Source organism: Mycolicibacterium houstonense, assembly GCF_900078665.2.
In the GTDB taxonomy this organism is placed as follows: domain Bacteria; phylum Actinomycetota; class Actinomycetes; order Mycobacteriales; family Mycobacteriaceae; genus Mycobacterium; species Mycobacterium houstonense.
This window is the reverse complement of sequence record NZ_LT546207.1, coordinates 2,777,987-2,796,205: the sequence shown is the minus strand read 5'-3', so window position 1 is coordinate 2,796,205 and position 18,219 is coordinate 2,777,987. Positions and strand designations below refer to the sequence as shown.

Here is an 18,219-nt window from a genome sequence, read left to right as displayed (position 1 = left end):
TCGGCTCAAAAGTGCAGCCACGTTCTGGCTTTAGTCAGCCGCTGCCGTCGCTATCCGCATCTGTCGGCCCTGCAATCATTGCGTCCAGTTCGTATGCCAGATTGATCAGTTGGCGTGTAAACGTGGCCACATCGTTTGCCTCCGTAGCCGATACTGCGGCGAGGTCATGGTTCGCCTCGTTTCCTACGTCTTTGATCCGTTCAACCCAGGGCCGCATACGGGTTGTAATGACACCGGATACTTCAAGGTGATTCAACGCTTCGACGAAGGTTGGCGCACGGCCCCTCGAATCCTTATCGGGCAGTCCGTGTTCAACCGCGACGTGGAATAGCAGCTTGCGACACATCATTACTGCTGCAGTAGTCGCGCCGACGGACAAGCAACGCCGTACCTCCTGCCAGGCCGTCAGAGCTTCGCCGGTGAGCGCTCGTGGTGTGTCGAGTGGCAGCGTAGCGGGGCTGACCCCATTGCCGTTTCTAACGATTCCACGCAAGCAGTTGGTGCAGCGAAGCCACTGTACATAATCTTCGCTTCCTGGATCCACGGTGTTGAAGGCGACGACAAACATTTGTGTCCCACCGCAAAATGGGCAGTCGAGTCGCTCCCACGAACGTGGATCTTTGTCCTCCAGAGCGCCGTAACGCGCGGAGGTTATGAAGAGGTCCGAGTTCAGACTCACCATGTACTGATGATGTCACCCGGTGCTCGCGTCTAGCTCCCTGCCAGCGCCGTGTGTTGTGCACGGGCTAGGGTTGGCGCGTGCTCAGCTCACGGACAGGTTGCGTCCACATGTGGACGCGGTGTGGACGTAGCTGGCTGACGCAGGCATCCAGCGGCCTGTTCGGGGCCTAGAAATAGGCTCTGAGCTGGGAAAGCCCCCATAGCCCAATTGGCAGAGGCAGCGGACTTAAAATCCGCCAAGTGTCGGTTCGAGTCCGACTGGGGGCACGTAAGTGGCCTTGTCGCTAGAGGCAGTGTCTACGCTGAATACGCGACTCGGTTGTTGGGCCTTGAAAGGTTCGTGTCAGCACCGCGACAGCGAGCAACTTCGACCAATACCTAGACTCCGAGAATGCGCGTTCCTCGCCGAGTCGCAGAGTTCAACAGGCGAGTCACCAATCCGGCGGCCCGCACGATTACGCCGTGGCTCCCGAGCCTCGGGACGCTCGAGCACGTGGGGCGGAGGTCGGGTAAGCGATATCGAACGCCCCTTCTGGTATTCAAGACCCATGATGGCTACGCCATCCTCATCGGCTACGGCCTGCAGACGGACTGGTTGAAGAACGTGCTGGCCGGCGGACCGACGGTGCTGCACAAGCGCGGACGGACTGTCGCGCTCGTCAACCCACGGGTGGTGAGCAAGGCCGAGGCCGCGGCGCTCGTCATACCCAGTTCTCGACTGTTCTACCGAGCGTTTCCCTATAACGAGGCCGCCGTGCTGCTGACGAATGCGCGCTCTGCGGGTTGACCCCTGTGCCGCATCGGACTGAGAACCGGGGAAGCGGCTCAACTCCGCCAAGTGTCGGTTCGAGTCCCGAGGTTCTCGCAGGCAGATCCGTTGTCGACGGGACGACTGCAGGCCGCCTCTCAAGCGGTCCTACGATCGATCGGTATGACCAGCAAGCCCGCATTGATCCTGGCATTCGCGGCAGTGGCCGCAGCGGTCCCGACGATGACGCCCCCGCAGGCTGCAGCGGCACCGTGCTCCGACGTCGAGGTGGTATTCGCTCGCGGCACGAACGAGCCGCCCGGCCTGGGCAGTGTCGGCGGTCCCTTCGTCGAGGACCTCCGGGCCCGGGTGGCCCCGCGCACCGTCGCCGCAACGCCGGTCGATTACCCCGCGACCAACGACTTCAACGTCAGTACCCCGGCCGGCACTGACGCCGCGCGATCCCTTATCGAGTCCATCGCCGCCAGCTGTCCGAACACGAAAATGGTGCTCGGCGGCTACTCGCAGGGCGCGGCGGTCATCGAAAAGGCCACCAACGAGGCGGCTCCTCAGGTCTCTGAGCATGTCGCGGCCACCGCACTGTTCGGTACACCGCTCACCAGCTTCTCAGGTCTTCTGGCAGCCGGGCAGGCGTTGCCGACGCTGGCGCCGCAGTACGCGGCCAACTCCATCGCTCAGTGCAACGAGGGCGACCCGATCTGCTGGGAAGGCGGCTGGGACATGGGCGCCCACGTCTCCTACGTGCAGTCCGGAAAGGTCGCGCAGGCAGCCGATTTCGCCGCGTCCCGGCTCTAGGCTGCTTCGAACTTCTGTCTTCTCGCCGAATCCGACCCGGACGGCACAGCTTCCCGGCTAGCGTGACAAAGGTTGGTTCCTATGTAACGGGGGCGGGGAATGGCGCGAGTAGCAGCGTGGGTGGGTGCCGGAGTTTTCACGGCCGGACTTTCGGCGGCCGTGTTGGCGGGGGCGGGAACCGCCAATGCCGACGAGGACGGCCCGTCAAAGCAAGACGCGAAGCCATCGTCGACGCAGAACGACGCGAGCCCCCGCCCCACGAAACAGCGTCCCAAGCCTGCAGCCCCAGACACCACCACGAAGACCACGAAGACAACGAAAGACCGGTCCGAGGCACCCGATCGGCCGGTGCGCCAACTCGCCGAGTCTGTCCGGGCAAAGGTACGCACCGAGGTGCGGGAGGCCACCCGCCAGCTACGAAACCCATTGCGCGACAGCGACACGGCACGCGTGGACACCGAGGTCACTGAAAAGGCACCGGAGCCCGTCGAGGTCAGGGTCCGACCGCCGATCAGCATCCGGTCGGCCCTCGCCGCGCAACGTGAACGCGTGCAGGTGCCGACGTGGAAACCGGGGCCCGTAACTGAACCACGCGACATCCAGGTCACATCGCCGCTGCGCGACGCGCTCAAGCCGGCCGAACCCGACCAGTCCGACCACCGCATCGAAAGCCTCGCTTCGGCGGCCGGCACTGCAGACCAGCCCGATCCGGTCGAGACGATCCACGACGTCCTGCGCAGCCTCGGGGCGCTGGCGCTCAACCCCGAGCCGCAGGAATACCCCAAGCCGCTGTCGGTGCTCGGCGACGTCATCTTCGACACGCTGGCGACCCTGGAGCGGGCCGTCGGCGGCGATCCGGTCATCCCGCCGGAGCTGCGCAACGAGGTCGAGGTCAGCAGCTCCACCTTGGTCATCTCCGAAGGCCACGAAGTCGAATCCAATTGGTATTTCCCGACTACCGACAACGGTGAGCCCCCGACCCGACTGATCTATCTGCAGCACGGCTTCCTGGCGAACGGGCCGCTGTACAGCTACACCGCGTCCTATCTGGCGCATACGACCAACAGCGTCGTCGTCACCACCACGTTCACGTCCAACCCGTTCGAGGCCGACGGCATGTGGCTCGGCGGCGACAAACTGCATGAGGCCGTCGCCCAGTTGTTCCTCGATCCGGACCGCACCGCACTCAACGCCAGCATGGACACCGCCGAGCTGAAGGCCGGCCGCACCGACATCGATGTGCCGACACAGTTCGTGCTCGTCGGGCACTCGCTGGGCGGTGGCTTCGCTCCGGGGGTTGCCGGGTACTACGCCGAGGGGCTGACCCGCCGCCGCGAACAGGGCCTGGAGGCACCCAATGAACTTGCCGGCGTGGTGATTTACGACGCGGTGCCGATGGGCTCGATCATCCCCGACGCCATGGACCGGCTGGATGAGCTGGAGACCAACGGCACCGCCGATCCCAGCGACGACGACCCGAACGACTACATCCCGATCTACGAGATCGGCGCCCCGCTGAACTTCCTGAACGTGTTCAGTGACGTCAACGACCAGCTGTTGGACGCGCGACCGGGCCAGTTCACTGGTGTGGTGCTCGAAGACGGTGTGCACATGGATCCCATGCAGGGCGGCAATCCGCTGATCCAGGTCGCCGCGTATGTGATCGCCGGATTCCCGCAACCGCAGAATCCGCTGGCCGTCCGCGAGCTGTCGGCCGGGTGGATCAACGACATGTTCGACGAGAAGATCGATCCCACGACCGGGACGTGCCTCACCGATTGCGCCGGGCAGTACGGCGATGGCGACGACTCGTTCACGATCACCACGGACCGCGGCGATGCCGTGGCGGTGTTGATCGGCACGCAGAAGGCCACCGACCTGACCTCACTGCACGCCATCAGCGGAACCGACTTCGTCACCGCCATCCCGGCCGGCGTGCTCAACGGGCTGCGGACTACGTGTGAGCTGTTCACCGGGGGCACTTGCTCGGTGTAATCCGGCGCTACTTGCCGCAGATCGTCTGCATCGAGGTGCCGTCGCGGGCGGCGACATCGGCTGGGTTGAGCCAGCCCTGGCCTTCGAAGTAGTAGGTGTCCGGAGGATGTTGCGCGGACTCGGCGATCGGAATGGCGAGTTGGGTGGTTTTGCTCCACACGAGGTTGCGGTCATGGACACGCAGCTGCTCGGCGTCGAACAGTCGCACGAGCGCTGATTGGGCTGTGCGCCAGTCGAAATCGTGGGGGAGTGCGCGGATGACGGTGAAGTTGGGCTCGGGCTTGTCGAGGGAGATGCGCTCGATGTCGGTGCCTGGAGAGCTGTTCTTCCGGAGGATGGTTTCAGCTTGTCCCGGTTGGAAGGTTAGGACCACCCCGTCCTCGACGGGGCAGGGCGCGCCCGTCCAGAATCGGAGACCGCCGTCGGTGACGCGGACTCCGACGACCGACTCCTCGGATTCCCGCTTGGCGGGGTCAGGGGTGCAGACGGTCAGAAACTCGTTGCCGTCTTTGGCGGCTACCTCGGTTGGGGTGAGCCAGCCGATCCTGGGGAAGTAGAAGGTGTCCTGGGGGTGCTCGGCCGAGTGTTCGCTGATCTCAGTCGCGATCGGAGCGAAATCCACCGTGCCGAGCCCTCGGGCAACTGGCGGGCCATCGACCTGGAAAGAGAATCGCTGTGCTGTGCGCCAGTCGAATCCGGATGGCAGGGCGTCTTTGATGCTGAAGCCGGGGTAAGGTCCGCCGAGGGTGAGGTATTCGAAGCTGACACCGGGTACGAGCCCAGCTGCCTCTGGAACACTGGGCGTGAATAAAACCAGCTCGGGCGCATCTCTTTCCGCAGCGGTGAACCTGACGACGACCCGAGTGGTCCCTTCGCACGGCGTTCCGGTCCAGATGCGCAGTTTCCCGTCCGTGACGCGCAATCCCAAATTCGACGACGGAAGCGACGTCTCGAACGGATCCCCACGGAAGGCCCAGCATGCGCTGAGTGGCAGAGCGACAGCCATGATCGCCAGGACACAGAACAGGCGGCGCATCAGTGGTGCCCCCCGTCGCGGCCGCCGGCATTGGTCTCGAAGGGATTGGGATCGGCAGCGTCGGGCTTTGAATTGCGAATCTTCGACACCGTATACGCCACGCCGCCCCCAATCTGCTGACTCCATTCTCACCCGGGTCACCGAAGCTCAGCTGCACCAATCTCGACGAAGCCAACGCGGATACCGTCCTGACAGCAGGGCCGGACGTAGTGTTCAGACATGACCGAAGCACTGCCCAAGACCGCCCTGGAACTGCGGTCGCTGGTGACCGAGAACGGCATGCTCGAGTTGTCGCTGCACGAGGTTGCGGTGCCCACGCCGGCGCAGGACGAAGTGGTGGTCCGGGTCGAGGCATCGCCGATCAACCCATCGGACCTGGGCCTGCTGATGCCCAGCTCCGCCGACATGTCGGCGGCCACGGTCGCGGGCACGCCGGACCGTCCCGTCGTGACCGCACCGCTGCGGGACGGGGCGCTGGCCGGTCTGGCCGCACGCGTCGGCATCTCACTTCCGGTGGGCAATGAAGGCGCGGGCACTGTGGTGGCGGCGGGGGAGTCGGCGCAGGCGCAAGCGCTGATCGGCAAGACCGTCGGGATCGCCGGCGGTGCGATGTATGCGCAGTACCGGGTGGTCAAGGCCGAGGCGTGTCTGGTGCTGCCCGAGGGGGCGACGGCCAAGGACGGCGCCTCGTCCTTCGTCAACCCGCTGACGGCACTGGGCATGCTGGAAACCATGCGCCGCGAAGGACATTCGGCTCTGGTGCACACCGCCGCGGCGTCGAATGTCGGCCAGATGCTCGTCAAGGCCTGTCTGGCCGACGGGGTGCCGCTGGTCAACATCGTCCGCAAGGCTGAGCAGGAAGAGATTCTGCGCGGTCTGGGCGCGGTCCATGTCTGCAATTCGTCGGCGCCGGCGTTCGAGACGGATCTTGTCGAGGCGCTCAAGGCGACGTCGGCCACGCTGGCCTTCGACGCCACCGGCGGGGGCACGTTGGCGAGCCAGATCCTCAACGGCATGGAGCGGGCCGCCAACGCCACTGCCGCGCAGTACTCCCGATACGGGTCGAGCGTCCACAAGCAGGTGTACATCTACGGCAGCCTCGACACCGGCCCCACCGTCCTGACCCGAAATTTCGGAATGGCCTGGGGTGTCGGCGGTTGGCTGCTCACCCCGTTTCTCGCCGGCGCCGGCCCGGAGACGATCGCGAGGCTGCGCGCCCGCGTCGCCGCGGAGCTCACCACGACGTTCGCGAGCACCTACACGCAAGAGGTCTCACTGGCCGGCATGCTCATGCCCGAGGTGTTCAACAGCTACCTGCAGAAGGCGACGGGCGAGAAGTACCTGGTGACGCCCCAGGTGCCTTAAACCCCCACCTGCTCGTCGAGCCAGTCGAACATCACCTGGTTCGCCCGTGAGGCGGCACCCATGTGGCAGTGCTCGCCCGCACCGTCGGCCTCATGGAGCGTCACCAGCGTGGTCTTCGCGTTGACCATCGCCTGGGCTGCCCGCACCGGCTCGCCCTTGAAGAACTGGTCGTTCTCGGCGTCGAGCACCAGCACCGGCGTGGTGATCCGATCGGCGACGTCGGCGATCGTGTACGCCTTGAACGCTCGGGCCAGCTCGGCGGGCGAGTCGAATCCCAACGCCCACAGTCCGTTTCGTACTGCCCAGCGGGTCTGGGTGTTCACCGCCATCAATAGTCCGAGCACGGCCTCGGCGGCCTCGTCATTGCCTTCGTCGACCCATTTGGTCAGGAACGGCGGCATCATGTTGGCCAGCGCCGCGTAGAAGTCATGGACACCGTCGTTGAGGATCACCGCGGCAGGGCGATTCTCGAAGGCGGCGGCGCGACCCACCAGATAACCACCCAGGCTGTAGCCGAAGACGGCGATGGCGTCAGGCGCGATCTCGGCACGGGTGAGGGCGAAATCCACCACCGGCGTCAGCACGGCCTCCCAGTCAGATCGGAACGTCAGGCCCTGCTCACGGAGCGTGGCACCTTGGCCGGGTCCGTCGAACGCCAGCACGTTGTAGCCGCGCACCAATGCTACGGCGGCGAGGGCGACGTAGGACTCTTCGAGCGTCGAGTCGTATCCACCGTTGAAGATGACGGTGGGGCGGGGGAGTCCGGAGTCGTCGACGAGATAGAGGTACCCGGGCAGCGTGGTGTCCTGGTACGGGATGGCGATGCGCTCGAAACCGAAGTCGAACAACGCCATTGATTCCAGGAATGTCTCACGCGAGCGGTTGAAGAGCTCCTCGGCCTCGGGGTCGTGGGCGGGGTTCTCGCGGAGGTAGAACTCGGCGGTCCGGTAGTAATTGGACGCCCGCAGCAGTGCCTCACGCGCGCTGACGGTGTGGCCGGCGGCCAGCGATTGGCGGCCGAGGGTCTCGACCCGCTGCGCGGTCGCCTTCCATTCGCGATGCCAGGCCGCCTCATCGCCCTCGGGGATGGCCCGGGCGGTCACCAAGATCTCGCCCAGATCGGCGCCGCCGGCATTGGCGTAACCGGCTGCGCGCAGCGTCTCGAACGAGAACGACTCGTCGTCGAACAGGAATTTCATGGTTCCTCCTTAACGAAACGGAACTGCATCGTCTCGTTTACCGTAGATCGAGAACAAACGGAACGCAACCGTTCCGTCTCGTACAATCGGCCCGTGCCTTCCTCCCCGCGCCGGACTTCCGGCGGTCCCGTCCTTCTCGATGACGTGACCGCCGCGATCGAGTCCGCGTTCTTCGAGGAGTTGGCTGCTGTCGGTTACGGCAGGCTCTCGGTCGACGCCGTGGCCAAACGCGCCGGCGTCGGCAAGGCGGCGATCTACCGCCGCTGGAGATCGAAGCAGGACTTGGCCGTCGACCTGGTGACCAAGGTGGCCGTCGCGGCGATCGACGTCCCCGACACCGGCACCCTCCGAGGAGACATCCGGGCGTACCTGCACAACGGTCGTGAGGCGCTCGCTCACCGGCTGGCCCGCACCATCATCCCGGACCTGCTCGCCGAGGCCGCGCGGGATCCCGACTACGCCGCCACCGTCGCCGGTCAGATCCGAGAACCTCGCCGGCTCAAGGTTACTCAGCTTTTCGATCGGGCCCGCCGCCGCGGCGAGATCGCTGAGGACGCCGACATCGACGTCGCGCTCGACGTGATCGGGGGAGCGCTGTACTGGCGCCAGTCGGTCATGCAGATCGACGCCGACGACGACTACCTGGACCGGCTGACCGACGCCATCATCACGCTCGTCGCCGCCGATTCACCCAAGCGCTGATACCGCACCCTCACCGGTCGGTGATGTCGGCGTACTCCGGATGCTTGTCGATGTACTCGGCGACCATCCAGCACGTCGGCACGATGCGCAGCCCGGCAGCGCGCGTGGAGCGCAGGGCCTCGGCGATGAGGATGGTGGCCAGTCCGCGGCCACGATACTGGGGCTGAACCTCGGTGTGCGGAAAGATGCGGCGACCGTCGTGATCGTGGAAGTCGGCAAAACCCACTGTGTGGCCGTCGACGTCGATGGTGAACGTGTCAGGTTGTTCGGTGACCGTGGTCGCAGCGCCGGTGCGGTCGAGTTGGATCTCGGAACTCATAAGCCTCTCCATTCGCCGTTCCACCACGATAATCGCGGTCGGACCGGTATTTGCCAGCGCCTTTGCTGGCGCTCGCGTTGATTCGAAGCGTATTCGGTGCGACGCCTCGGCATATGATTTCTGGCCACCGCGACCGAGCGCCAAACGAGCAGGTAAACGTAGGAAGATGCCTGAGTCGCCCCCGAATTGAAACGGCAAGATGACGGCACGCGGGATCCCCGTCCCTCATTTGGGCATTCCGTCCCAGGATTTTCGTATGTTGCTGACGAGACCTTGTTCCGGTGTTACGTTCGGAAAATGAACCCAAAGTTGATGAAAAGCGCAGGTGTGCTGGCTGCAACTTTCGCCATCACCGGGGCGGCGGCCGTTGCGTGCTCGCAGGAGACAAAAGACCAAACCAAGGACGCGCTGTCCAGTGCCACGAGTGCCGCGTCGTCTGCCATCGACGCCGGCACCAGTGAGGCCAAATCCGGGGCAAGTTCCGCATCGAGTGCGGTCTCGTCTGCCATCGAAGGCGCTCCCAGCACGATGAACGCCCCGGGTGTCGGCGAGGTGGTCCTGGATGCCCCCATCGCAGAGGCGTACTCCGATGCCGGCGGCGAAGCCAAGCTGGGGCCTCCGACGGCGCAACCGGAGAAGGTCGGCGATGGCACGGTGCAGGCCTTCGCCAACGGCACGATCTTCTCTTCGCCGTCGACCGGCGCGCACGTGGTGCAGGGCGAGATCTTGCGCGTCTACACCGCCAACGGCGGTCCCGCGGGCAAGCTGGGATTCCCCACCGAGGACGAGGACGAGACGGCCGGTGGCCCGGATGCGGCCAACGGCGGCTGGATCTCCGAGTTCCAACACGGGACCATCACCTGGTTGAACAAGGGTGACGGCACGTTCGCCGAGACGGTGACACCCAAGTAGGTTGGCCGCGGCAGTTCGGTTCAGAGCGTTTCCATAACGAACGCTTCACTGCTCCTCAGTCAACGCGGGGACAGTGGGTTGCATGACCACACCGATCGACTCGTCGCGCCGGGCGATTACCCACTTCGTGTCCGGGCTGCGGCGCCGGGAATGGCGGCGCAGCCCGCTGACCGCCGGACTGGTACTCGCCGGAGCGGTGGTCGCCATCCTGCTCGGCGTCGCCACCAGCGGGGAGTGGGCCGCCGTGCTCGCCTCCCTTGCCGGATTCGCGACGGCCATCACGGTGATCGCTGCTGTGGTGATCAGCTGGGAGCGCACCGTGGTCAACGCCCGCAGCCACGGATTGGTCGAAACCGAGGTCGAATCGCGCTGACGGCCCGGGCGACGCCCGACGCCTTTGTGTTCCTCGGCAACTTCCCGATTTCCGCCTGACCTTGATGCGATAGTCAGCAACATTGGCAGCCGCATCGGAGGTGGAAGTGGACACCGAGGACAAGCACTATTGGCGCCGGTCGTTCTGGGCGCTGGTGGGTGTGGCGGTTCTGGGCCTGGGGGCAGCGGTGCTGCGCGTCGCGCAGGTGGGTGTCGATCCGTACACCGCGGCCAACATCGGTATCAGCACCGCGATCGGACTCGACCTTGGTACCTATCAGCTGATCAGCAACGCCGTACTGCTGATCCCGATCTTCTTTCTCGGCCGCGAGTACACCGGGATCGGCACGGTCATCAACATGGTGATGACCGGCTACTTCATCCAGTGGTTCTCGGCCTTGCTGACCCCGTTGGTGCCCAGCGAGCCGACTCGGCTGGAGCAGACGGCGATGTTCCTGTTCGGCATTACGCTGTTCGCCGCGGGCGCCTCGATGTACATGACCGTCGCGCTGGGCAATGCCCCCTACGACGCGATCGCTCCGCTCATCGTCGACCGGACACGGGTGCCATACCGGGTGGTGCGGGTGATCCAGGACCTCACCTTTGTGGGTTTGGCCCTGGCGTTCCATGGACAGGTCGGCATCGGAACCGTGATGACGGCGTTCTTCGCCGGCCCACTCATCGACTTCTTCACGGAGAAGGTCAACAAGCCGCTGCTCAAGAAGGACCTTGCCGCGGTCAGTGCGCTGCAGCGGCGCGTCAAGACAACCAGATGGCATTTCTGACCGCGGGTGACAGCCCCCTGAGCCGACCGCCGGCCAAAGGCCGTGTGCCCGCGCCCTCTTCGTGTGAGATGCTTCGCCCGGTCATCTGTGGGTCGGGGTTGATTCGAGGAGCGCGATGAGGTTTGTCATGGGCATTTTTCCGGCGATGGTGCTCGCCGGAACAGCGGTCGGTCTCGCAAGTCCTGCCGCCGCCGACGATTTCAGTGGCACCTATCGCTATGACCACAACGGCCCGTCGACCTGGAGCACCTGGAGCGTGACGCCGTGTGGTCCCGGATGTGCCGACGTGGCGGCCACCGGTGGCGCGGGGTGGGCGCCCTACGGCGGCCAGGCTCGACTGGAGGGCGGGCGTTGGACGATGGTGAGCCCGTGGCCCGATGCGGGGGACTGTGACGGCACCCCGCTGGTCGCCTCACGCACTCTGTCCTGGGACGCCGCGACACTGGTCGGCTCGGGCTTCGCCACCTGGGAGGCGAGCGACTGTGGTCCGGCCGAACGCAGCGATCGGTTCCCGTTCACGTTGACCAAGCTGTCCTAGAGGAGTTTCAGCAGCGCCCGTGGACCGGGCGCCGAAATGGGGTAGTCCGTTACCCCGTACCTGGTTGCGGCCGGATCACAGGATGTCCCCACGAGAGCAACGCCTCACGAAGGGGACAACCATGACGCGCCAGTTCGTGGCACGGCGTCGGCTGGTACTGGTGGTCGCGACGCCGAAAGATCGTCATCTGCGCGACGCGTGACGGACTGACCGTCAGTACCCGTTCACCAATCCGCTGCTGTGTGTCGTCGTCTCTGTTCCCGGTATGCCGCCGCTGACCATCGGAACCCGAGACTCGTGCTCAGGACTGGATTTTCGATACTCCTGGCCCGACCACGTGCCGACCCGCCATGATCGTGCCGAGTATGTGGTGTCCGGAGCGGACTGGCTGACCCTTGTCGAGGCGTTCGGCCTGCCCTATCTGGAAAAACGAGGGAAAGAAGGTGCGGCCCCGGCCTGACGCTTCTGGCCTACGATGCGGAAGTGGTAGCGGGATCCTGGCCGGCACACGTTCCGGTGGCGACTGTCGGACGGCCGGCGGCCGCCCGCACCGGGGTGCCCCGGCCGGCGGTGATCCGCTCGTTGCAGGACCGTGCCGGGCTGGTCGTGGTGGCCGCCCCGGCGGGTTACGGCAAGACCACGGTGGTGGCGCAATGGGATGACGCCGACGCACGCCCCTTCGCGTGGGCTCGGCTCGACAACCTCGACAACGATCCCGCCCACCTGCTGTTGCACCTGGCGACGGCGTTGAACCAGATCACGCCCCTCGACCCGGCGTTGTTGCAATACCTGCAGGGCGCGGGCCGGGCGGAGGCCCAACTGGTACGCGCATTCGTCCAGGCGCTGGAAAGCTGCGGGCCGATCGTGCTGGTGCTCGACGACGTCCACGAGCTGTCGGCGAGCGCCGCTGTCGACGCCCTGCGCGCCGTGGTGGACCTGGCGCCGAGCTCGACGACGCTGGCGCTGATCGGCCGACAGCTACCCGCGCTCGATCTGGCGCGGCGCCGGCTGCAAGGCTACGTCACCGAGATCGGCATTCCGGAACTGAAGTTGTCGAGTTCCGAAGGCGCGGCAGCATTCGCGGCCATCGGCGGTGGCACGGACCAGGCCACGATCACGCGGGTGCTCGACAAGTGTGAAGGCTGGGCGGCCGGTGTGGTCATGGCGGCGTGGGCGCTGCGGGACGGCGCTCCCGCCGCTGCGGTCACGGGTCGGCACCGGCTGCTGGCCGACTACCTCGTCGAGGAGGTGCTCAATCAGCTCGACCCGGACACCGCCACATTTCTCATGGAATCGGCGGTGCTCGATCGCTTCAACGCCGACGAGCTGGATGCGCTGCTGGGGCGGACCGATTCAGCTGCGATGCTCGACGCCATCATCCACTCCGGCAGTATGTTCCTGGTTTCCCTTGACGCCCAGGGGATCTGGTACCGCTATCACCAGCTGTTCGGCGATCTGCTGCGGGCGCGACTGCACGACCGTGATCCTGACCGGTTCCGCGCGTTGGCGGCCAAGGCGGCGGATCGGCTGGCCCGGACCGGCGACGTCGACGGTGCACTGATCCAGGCCCTGGCTGCCGATGACCGCGCCCACGCAGCCGCGCTGGTAGGGATCGAGGCCGTGCGACTGGGGTTCGACGGTCGCGTCGGGATTCTGGCCCGGCGTCTCGGTCTGATCGACGAGCAGACGTTCACTGATCACCCTGACGCCGCGATCGCGCGAGCCTGGCTGGGGGTGATGACCGGCGACGCCGAGTTGATCCAACGTTCGTTGCTGACCGCGAGCGCGGCCGACAACGGAGAACCGCTTGCCGACGGTACCCCGTCGGTGGAGGTGGCCGCGGCGTTGATCGGCTCCCTGCTCGGGGTCGGTGGGGTGAGGGAGGTCATCCGTCACGCCGAAACAGTCTGTGACGCAGGCGATCACCTGGTCAACCCGTGGTGGGGTGCGGCCACCACGATGAAAGGCGCCGCGCTCGCGATGCTCGGTGAGTCCGATCGCGCCCGAGCCACATTGGAATCGGCGCTCCCGGTGCTGGAGGACCTTCCCGGCTTCCAGGCTGCCGCGTTCGCGCATCTGGCCTTGCTGGACCTCGACGCCGACGATTTGCCGGGTGCGATCGAACACACCACGGCCGCACGGGCGATCGTCGATTCACGCGATCTGTCCGACATGGTTCCGATGGTCGTGGTCTACGCAGTCGACGGGCTGGTTCGGGCCCGACGCGGCGATATCGCCGGCGCGCGCTCGGCCATCCGCGCCACCGAGCGGCTGCTCGATCGGCTGGGCGACCTGTCCGCCCGCACCGCCCTGATGGCGCATGTGCTTGTCGCGGTCACCGCAGTCGAGATCGATGACACCCCACTGTCTGACCGGCACCTGGACGCGGCGCAGCGTGCCCATGGACGTGAGCCCGATGCCGTCGGCATCGGGCGCCGGCTGGACGAGATCCGTGCCCTGTCCACAATGCGGGCAGCGCGGGGAGCTCGGCCGTCGCTGACGACGGCCGAGCTGCGCCTGATGCCTCATCTGGCGTCTCACCTGTCTTTGCAGCGGATTGCGGACCAGCTGACCGTCAGCCGGGAAACGGTGAAAAGCCAGGCGAAGTCGATCTACCGCAAGCTCGGAGTCTCCTCCCGCACAGCCGCGGTGACCGAGGCCGACCGGCTCGGACTACTCAGTGACGCCGGGCGAGCCGCCGCGCGAACGGCAGCAGCATCAGAAATTCGACGATCAACACCACGGTGATCATCACGACCACCTTCGGGTCGTCGAAATTCTGGCCCGCGACCACGAACGCCGCCGCGGCGTTGCGCTGAGCCGTCCCCAGCGCCAGGACGTCCCGTGCCCCAGCACCTCCCACCAGCCAGCCGATCCCGGCGCAGAGGACGGTGTACACGATGGCCGCCAGGATGCCGAATGTCCCGAAAACCGATAGGACGCTGCTGAAATGGGCCGCGATCGTGAATACGATCACGAGGATCATGCTGATCGTCGAGACCTTCCCGACGATGGGGCGGATGCGCTCGGCGACAGCGGGACCGCGGGCCCGCAGCAGCAGGCCCGCGGCCAACGGGATCAGCATCAGCACCACGAGAGACAGCGCGATCTGTGCGGGGTTTACCGCCGTGCCGGCGACGAAGATCGGTAGCACCAGCGGCACGTAGCCCACGGTGACGACCATCAACAGCACCATCAGGCCCACCGCGAAGGCCAGGTCGGCCTTCGCGAACTCGGCCAGCTTGATCAGGAACGGCGCCCCCGCCGCGAGCCCGCACAGCAGTAATCCGATGCCGAGCGGTTCATCGAGATCGAACACCCGCCACAACCCGAACGCAACAAGTGGTGCGAGTACGAAGTTCGCCGCGAGGGACAACGCGACCAGACGAACGTTCCTCAACGGCCCCAGGATCTGGCCGACGGTCAGGCTCAGACCGACGGCCAGCGTGCTGGACACCACGAAGAAGACGACGGCGATGTTCGAACCTCGCAAGAGGAGATCGTTCATGCCGGCCCCGTCAAGCCATCGTCACAAGATTGCGCCAGAAGGACTTCAGGCTGTCACTGGCCCCGAACAGGGTAGTGAAGTGTGTCGAGTCGACCAGCACGATGTCACCGGCGCGCTCTCCGGATGGCGGCATGTGGATCAGTGCGTTGAACTCGGTGTTGCCCGCCATCGTGAACGGATGCGGCCGGGTCATGTCGATCGGTTGCCGGCCCAACACTCGCAGCTCAGGGCCCTCTGGCGCGGTCAGCTCGTAGTGCGGCAGGTGCGGATGCAGAGCCAGTGTCGTGACGTCCCGCAGCAGGCCGGCGGAATCCAGGTCGCGGAAAGTGGTCAGCGGCACAATCTGTTTGGTGCCCTCGGCCGTGGCCGGCCGCAGGCCCCAGGTGTTGTGCACCGGGATGTTCAGCCCGGTCAACAGTGACCGGGCGTATCCGCTGAAGCGCTGGATTCGCGGGGTCAGCGGATCGCCGTGGTGCAGGAACTCCATCTGCTGCTGCTCTTTGTCGTCGGTGAACCCGACGTCATGGTGCGGTGCCAGCATCAGGCAGGTGCCCTCGCGCTTCAACCACTGCTGGATCGCGGCGATCTCTTCTTCCGTGGCGGCCTCGTCGCCGAGCAGGTGGTCCAGACCGAAGATCATCAGGGTGTCGGTGTCGTCCAAGATGCGTTCGTCGATCGGCAGCCGGTACCCGGCCTGATCGACGCGCTGGAACACCGCCACCGGATGTCCGGTCGCCTCACCTGCGACGTCCTGGAATGACAGGGACGAGCGGTGGAACAGTTCCAGGGTGCCGTCGATACCCTGCAGGAACTCCTTGGGGCTGTACTCGGGCGTCTCGTACGCCGGCCAGGTGGCCAGGCGAACCTCGGTGACCGTGGAGAACCGGTTGTACAGTTCGGCAGGGTCGCGCTGAACCTCCCACGGGTAGCTCCACGACCAGTAGATGGACACGCGCCGCTTGCCATTGCGCGGGCGGGCGATGTGGGCCTGGTTGTAAGTACGGGCATATGACTGTGTCGCCATGGTCTCTCCTAATGTGCGAGTGTGGTGAGGTAGCGCATCGCGCTCAGGCCGGGCAGGAAGAAGTACGCCCCGCCGCGCAGCGTGGTGAACGCCGGTAACCCCTTGTGGACCTTCCGGATCGGGCGCTTCGGAATTCTGAAGTCCAGGGTGCCGTCCTGGGTACCGCAGATAGGGTCGTGTTCGTTGCCGAGATCTTTGAACGCCGCGTCGTTGATCCAGACGTTCTGGGCGAACTCGAATTGCCGCACCAGGCTGGCGCAGATCAGGAACATCCCGACACCGCGTTCTACACCGTCATCGGGGACGCCTTCCGGCAGCGCCGGACCATAGGTGCCGCTGCGCCGGATCAGCCTGCGCCGATTCGGGTTCGGTTCGGTATCGCGCGGGTTGAGGCGACGTGCATGGGCCCCGATCGGACAGGCGTAGCCGTACGGATCCATCGTGGCGTAGTCGAAATCGTTGTTACGCATCGGATCCGCACCCAGCTCCGGATCATCGTGCTCGGGTGCCAGCACCAACGGTGCACCGCTGCGCCAGCGGCCCATGAACTTGGCGGCCAGCAGCTCCTCGCCCTCGGCGTTCTCGGCGTTCTGTCTCAAGTAGTCACGGAAGACCCCGACATGTTCCTCCAGCCGGCGGTATGCCATATAACTGCCGTTGCGCGAAAGTGCCTCGGGCATGGGCTGGTTCGATACCAGCCCCTCCTCGTCGGGATACCCGAGGAGGAACTCGCCTGGTGCCAGTGAGCCGCCGGAGCCGGGGATCAACGCCTCTCCGGAACCCTTTATCTGTGGCTGCGAGATCGGGTCGCGGTAGCCGAAATGATCGTGGTCATACTCGAACGGCGCGGTGGCGGCCAGGTCCAGGTGCGACAGTGACCGAACCCCGGGGCAGCGGGCCAGGAGTGCGTCGTGTTCGCCGACGCATCGCACGCGTTCCTCCTCGTCACGCGCGAACAGGATGACGATCGCGTGCAGATCGTCGCCCGCCAACCCGCCCACCCAGTGCTCGGGCGCGGCCGCGCCGGTATCGCCGAGGATGTCGGCTCGCGCCGCCATACCCTCCCGGAACTCGTCGGGGAAGGAGGTGAGCGACTGCTCGTCCAGGCCCAGCGCCCGCAATCCGTTCCAGGTGAAGGCCAGGTTCACCCAGCGCTTGAAGACGTTGACCGTCTGGCGGACATCGGTGGCCGACTGCACGAGGGGGACCATCTCGGCCAGCCAGGCTTGACCGGCCTCGGGGGTGTCGAAGGACAGGAACTCGTACCGGCCGGTCAGGTGAGGCGTGCCGGTCAGCATGATGTGCTGGATATCGTCGAATTCGAGCTCGGTCATTGCATCTGATCCAGCATGTCGGAGAAGGCGGCCTTGAGCCGCAGTGCTTTCTTGACCTCCTCGGACGTCACATACGGGTACTCGCCATACTCCAGGAAGCTGGGTACGTGGTGGTCGCGAACGAACATGATGAAGGCTTCCGGGTTGGTCTTCCAGTCCTCGGGAAAGCCCTCCAGGTGGGTGAACGCCGTGGTGATGCCGGTCGAGCTGAACAGTTTGACGGCGTCCTCGGTGTACTTGTCGAAGTCGGTGTCGAAGATGCCCTGGTACTGGAAGTGCAGACCGGAGCCGACGTCGAACAACTGCCAGCGCAGGTAATGCAGCTTCAGCGGGGCGAGCACATCGGGCTGCGCGGCGACAGCCGCCTCGAGCTGCTTGCCGTAGTCGCGGATCGCCTGTTCGTGTCCATCGAGCACCTTGGCGATGATGTTGAAGCCGTAGCACGCCGGGGTGCGGGGGTAGACCGGGCCGTACCGCCCCCGGGTCAGCTCGAAGTACCCCTCCTTGGGAAGGGCAAGGGCTGCGGGCTGGGACCAATCGTTGTTTCCGTTGTGCGCCATGGCAACGACGTTATGGATGCGCCGTTCTCACGTCGTCCCCCAGTTCGGGGGAAATCTGCCATTGGGAGCCGCGGCAATGTCGTCGAGGTGGTCGACGTCATACCGGTCCTGAGCTCGGATGCGCGGGAGCTTTTGCTCCATTTCTCACCCAGCGGCATGTCAGGTGGGAGTGGTGTCGATGCCACTCCTACGAAATATCCTCAAGGCAAGCGATATTCACCGCTGGAGGATGGGCGGGGTGGTGCGGGCGTTGGTGCCGGAGTGCGAACGTCGCACTCGCCGATCTCAACGCTGCAGGTTTTCGGTGCCACCGTTAACAGATTGA

At 65.5% G+C, this 18,219-nt stretch carries 19 protein-coding genes and 1 tRNA gene; 12 read left to right on the top strand and 8 right to left on the bottom strand.

Features of this window, described 5'->3' with window-relative positions:
- Positions 1–34 precede the first annotated feature (34 nt).
- Positions 35–682 carry a DUF4145 domain-containing protein gene (locus BN4332_RS14110; protein WP_084459274.1) on the bottom strand — a complete coding sequence of 216 codons (648 nt, stop codon included), beginning with the start codon at positions 680–682 and terminating at the stop codon, positions 35–37.
- Between the two features lie 192 nt (positions 683–874).
- On the opposite strand from BN4332_RS14110, the gene BN4332_RS14105 reads away from it, so the two are divergent.
- From BN4332_RS14105 to BN4332_RS14090, 4 genes are all read left to right on the top strand, one after another.
- Positions 875–948 (top strand) — tRNA-Leu (locus BN4332_RS14105).
- 124 nt (positions 949–1,072) lie between these two features.
- The gene (locus BN4332_RS14100) at positions 1,073–1,468 is read left to right on the top strand and encodes a nitroreductase family deazaflavin-dependent oxidoreductase (protein ID WP_066899007.1); all 396 of its coding nucleotides are present in this window, start codon (positions 1,073–1,075) and stop codon (positions 1,466–1,468) included.
- 144 nt (positions 1,469–1,612) lie between these two features.
- On the top strand, positions 1,613–2,245 hold the full coding sequence (locus BN4332_RS14095) for a cutinase family protein (RefSeq protein WP_066899006.1): 633 nt from the start codon (positions 1,613–1,615) through the stop codon (positions 2,243–2,245).
- A 120-nt stretch (positions 2,246–2,365) separates the two neighbouring features.
- Positions 2,366–4,240 (top strand): hypothetical protein, encoded by a 1,875-nt coding sequence (locus BN4332_RS14090; protein WP_160110853.1) that lies wholly within the window; start codon positions 2,366–2,368, stop codon positions 4,238–4,240.
- A 7-nt stretch (positions 4,241–4,247) separates the two neighbouring features.
- Here BN4332_RS14090 and BN4332_RS14085 read toward each other — a convergent pair whose 3' ends face one another.
- Positions 4,248–5,246 (bottom strand): hypothetical protein, encoded by a 999-nt coding sequence (locus BN4332_RS14085; protein ID WP_160110852.1) that lies wholly within the window; start codon positions 5,244–5,246, stop codon positions 4,248–4,250.
- Between the two features lie 249 nt (positions 5,247–5,495).
- Here BN4332_RS14085 and BN4332_RS14080 point away from each other — a divergent pair, with 249 nt between their 5' ends.
- Complete coding sequence (locus tag BN4332_RS14080; protein WP_066899003.1) at positions 5,496–6,641, top strand: zinc-binding dehydrogenase; 1,146 nt, start codon at positions 5,496–5,498, stop codon at positions 6,639–6,641.
- On the opposite strand, the gene BN4332_RS14075 is transcribed toward BN4332_RS14080, so the two are convergent.
- Positions 6,638–7,840, bottom strand: coding sequence for an alpha/beta hydrolase family protein (locus BN4332_RS14075; protein ID WP_066899002.1), 1,203 nt, complete (start codon positions 7,838–7,840; stop codon positions 6,638–6,640). The genes BN4332_RS14080 and BN4332_RS14075 overlap by 4 nt on opposite strands.
- Before the next feature lie 93 nt (positions 7,841–7,933).
- Here BN4332_RS14075 and BN4332_RS14070 point away from each other — a divergent pair, with 93 nt between their 5' ends.
- Positions 7,934–8,542: a TetR/AcrR family transcriptional regulator gene (locus BN4332_RS14070; protein WP_066899001.1), complete on the top strand. Its 609-nt coding sequence runs from the start codon at positions 7,934–7,936 to the stop codon at positions 8,540–8,542.
- A gap of 10 nt (positions 8,543–8,552) precedes the next feature.
- On the opposite strand, the gene BN4332_RS14065 is transcribed toward BN4332_RS14070, so the two are convergent.
- The gene (locus tag BN4332_RS14065) at positions 8,553–8,861 is read right to left on the bottom strand and encodes a GNAT family N-acetyltransferase (protein WP_066899000.1); all 309 of its coding nucleotides are present in this window, start codon (positions 8,859–8,861) and stop codon (positions 8,553–8,555) included.
- 297 nt (positions 8,862–9,158) lie between these two features.
- Here BN4332_RS14065 and BN4332_RS33700 point away from each other — a divergent pair, with 297 nt between their 5' ends.
- The 6 genes from BN4332_RS33700 (at position 9,159) to BN4332_RS14030 (ending at position 14,216) form a co-directional block, all read left to right on the top strand.
- Positions 9,159–9,773 carry an LGFP repeat-containing protein gene (locus BN4332_RS33700; protein ID WP_074133062.1) on the top strand — a complete coding sequence of 205 codons (615 nt, stop codon included), beginning with the start codon at positions 9,159–9,161 and terminating at the stop codon, positions 9,771–9,773.
- Positions 9,774–9,855: 82 nt separating this feature from the next.
- On the top strand, positions 9,856–10,146 hold the full coding sequence (locus BN4332_RS14050) for a hypothetical protein (RefSeq protein WP_235654090.1): 291 nt from the start codon (positions 9,856–9,858) through the stop codon (positions 10,144–10,146).
- 82 nt (positions 10,147–10,228) lie between these two features.
- Positions 10,229–10,930, top strand: coding sequence for a YczE/YyaS/YitT family protein (locus tag BN4332_RS14045; RefSeq protein WP_235654089.1), 702 nt, complete (start codon positions 10,229–10,231; stop codon positions 10,928–10,930).
- 115 nt (positions 10,931–11,045) lie between these two features.
- A complete protein-coding gene (locus BN4332_RS14040) occupies positions 11,046–11,468 on the top strand; it encodes a hypothetical protein (RefSeq protein WP_160110851.1) in 423 nt (140 codons plus the stop codon).
- A gap of 265 nt (positions 11,469–11,733) precedes the next feature.
- On the top strand, positions 11,734–11,928 hold the full coding sequence (locus BN4332_RS14035) for a hypothetical protein (protein ID WP_066898998.1): 195 nt from the start codon (positions 11,734–11,736) through the stop codon (positions 11,926–11,928).
- Positions 11,929–11,951: 23 nt separating this feature from the next.
- Positions 11,952–14,216, top strand: a complete 2,265-nt coding sequence (locus BN4332_RS14030; RefSeq protein WP_084459273.1) for a winged helix-turn-helix domain-containing protein — start codon at positions 11,952–11,954, stop codon at positions 14,214–14,216.
- Here BN4332_RS14030 and BN4332_RS14025 read toward each other — a convergent pair.
- The 4 genes from BN4332_RS14025 to BN4332_RS14010 are packed head-to-tail and all read right to left on the bottom strand — an operon-like array spanning position 14,146 to position 17,894.
- Entirely contained in the window at positions 14,146–14,976 is an 831-nt protein-coding gene (locus BN4332_RS14025) for a bile acid:sodium symporter family protein (protein ID WP_066898997.1), read from the bottom strand. The genes BN4332_RS14030 and BN4332_RS14025 overlap by 71 nt on opposite strands.
- A 10-nt stretch (positions 14,977–14,986) precedes the next feature.
- Positions 14,987–16,000: a hypothetical protein gene (locus BN4332_RS14020; protein WP_066898996.1), complete on the bottom strand. Its 1,014-nt coding sequence runs from the start codon at positions 15,998–16,000 to the stop codon at positions 14,987–14,989.
- An 8-nt stretch (positions 16,001–16,008) separates the two neighbouring features.
- Positions 16,009–17,334: a Dyp-type peroxidase gene (locus BN4332_RS14015; RefSeq protein ID WP_066898995.1), complete on the bottom strand. Its 1,326-nt coding sequence runs from the start codon at positions 17,332–17,334 to the stop codon at positions 16,009–16,011.
- Positions 17,331–17,894 carry a hypothetical protein gene (locus BN4332_RS14010; protein WP_066898994.1) on the bottom strand — a complete coding sequence of 188 codons (564 nt, stop codon included), beginning with the start codon at positions 17,892–17,894 and terminating at the stop codon, positions 17,331–17,333. The genes BN4332_RS14015 and BN4332_RS14010 overlap by 4 nt, the downstream gene beginning before the upstream one ends.
- Between the last annotated feature and the right edge of the window lie 325 nt (positions 17,895–18,219).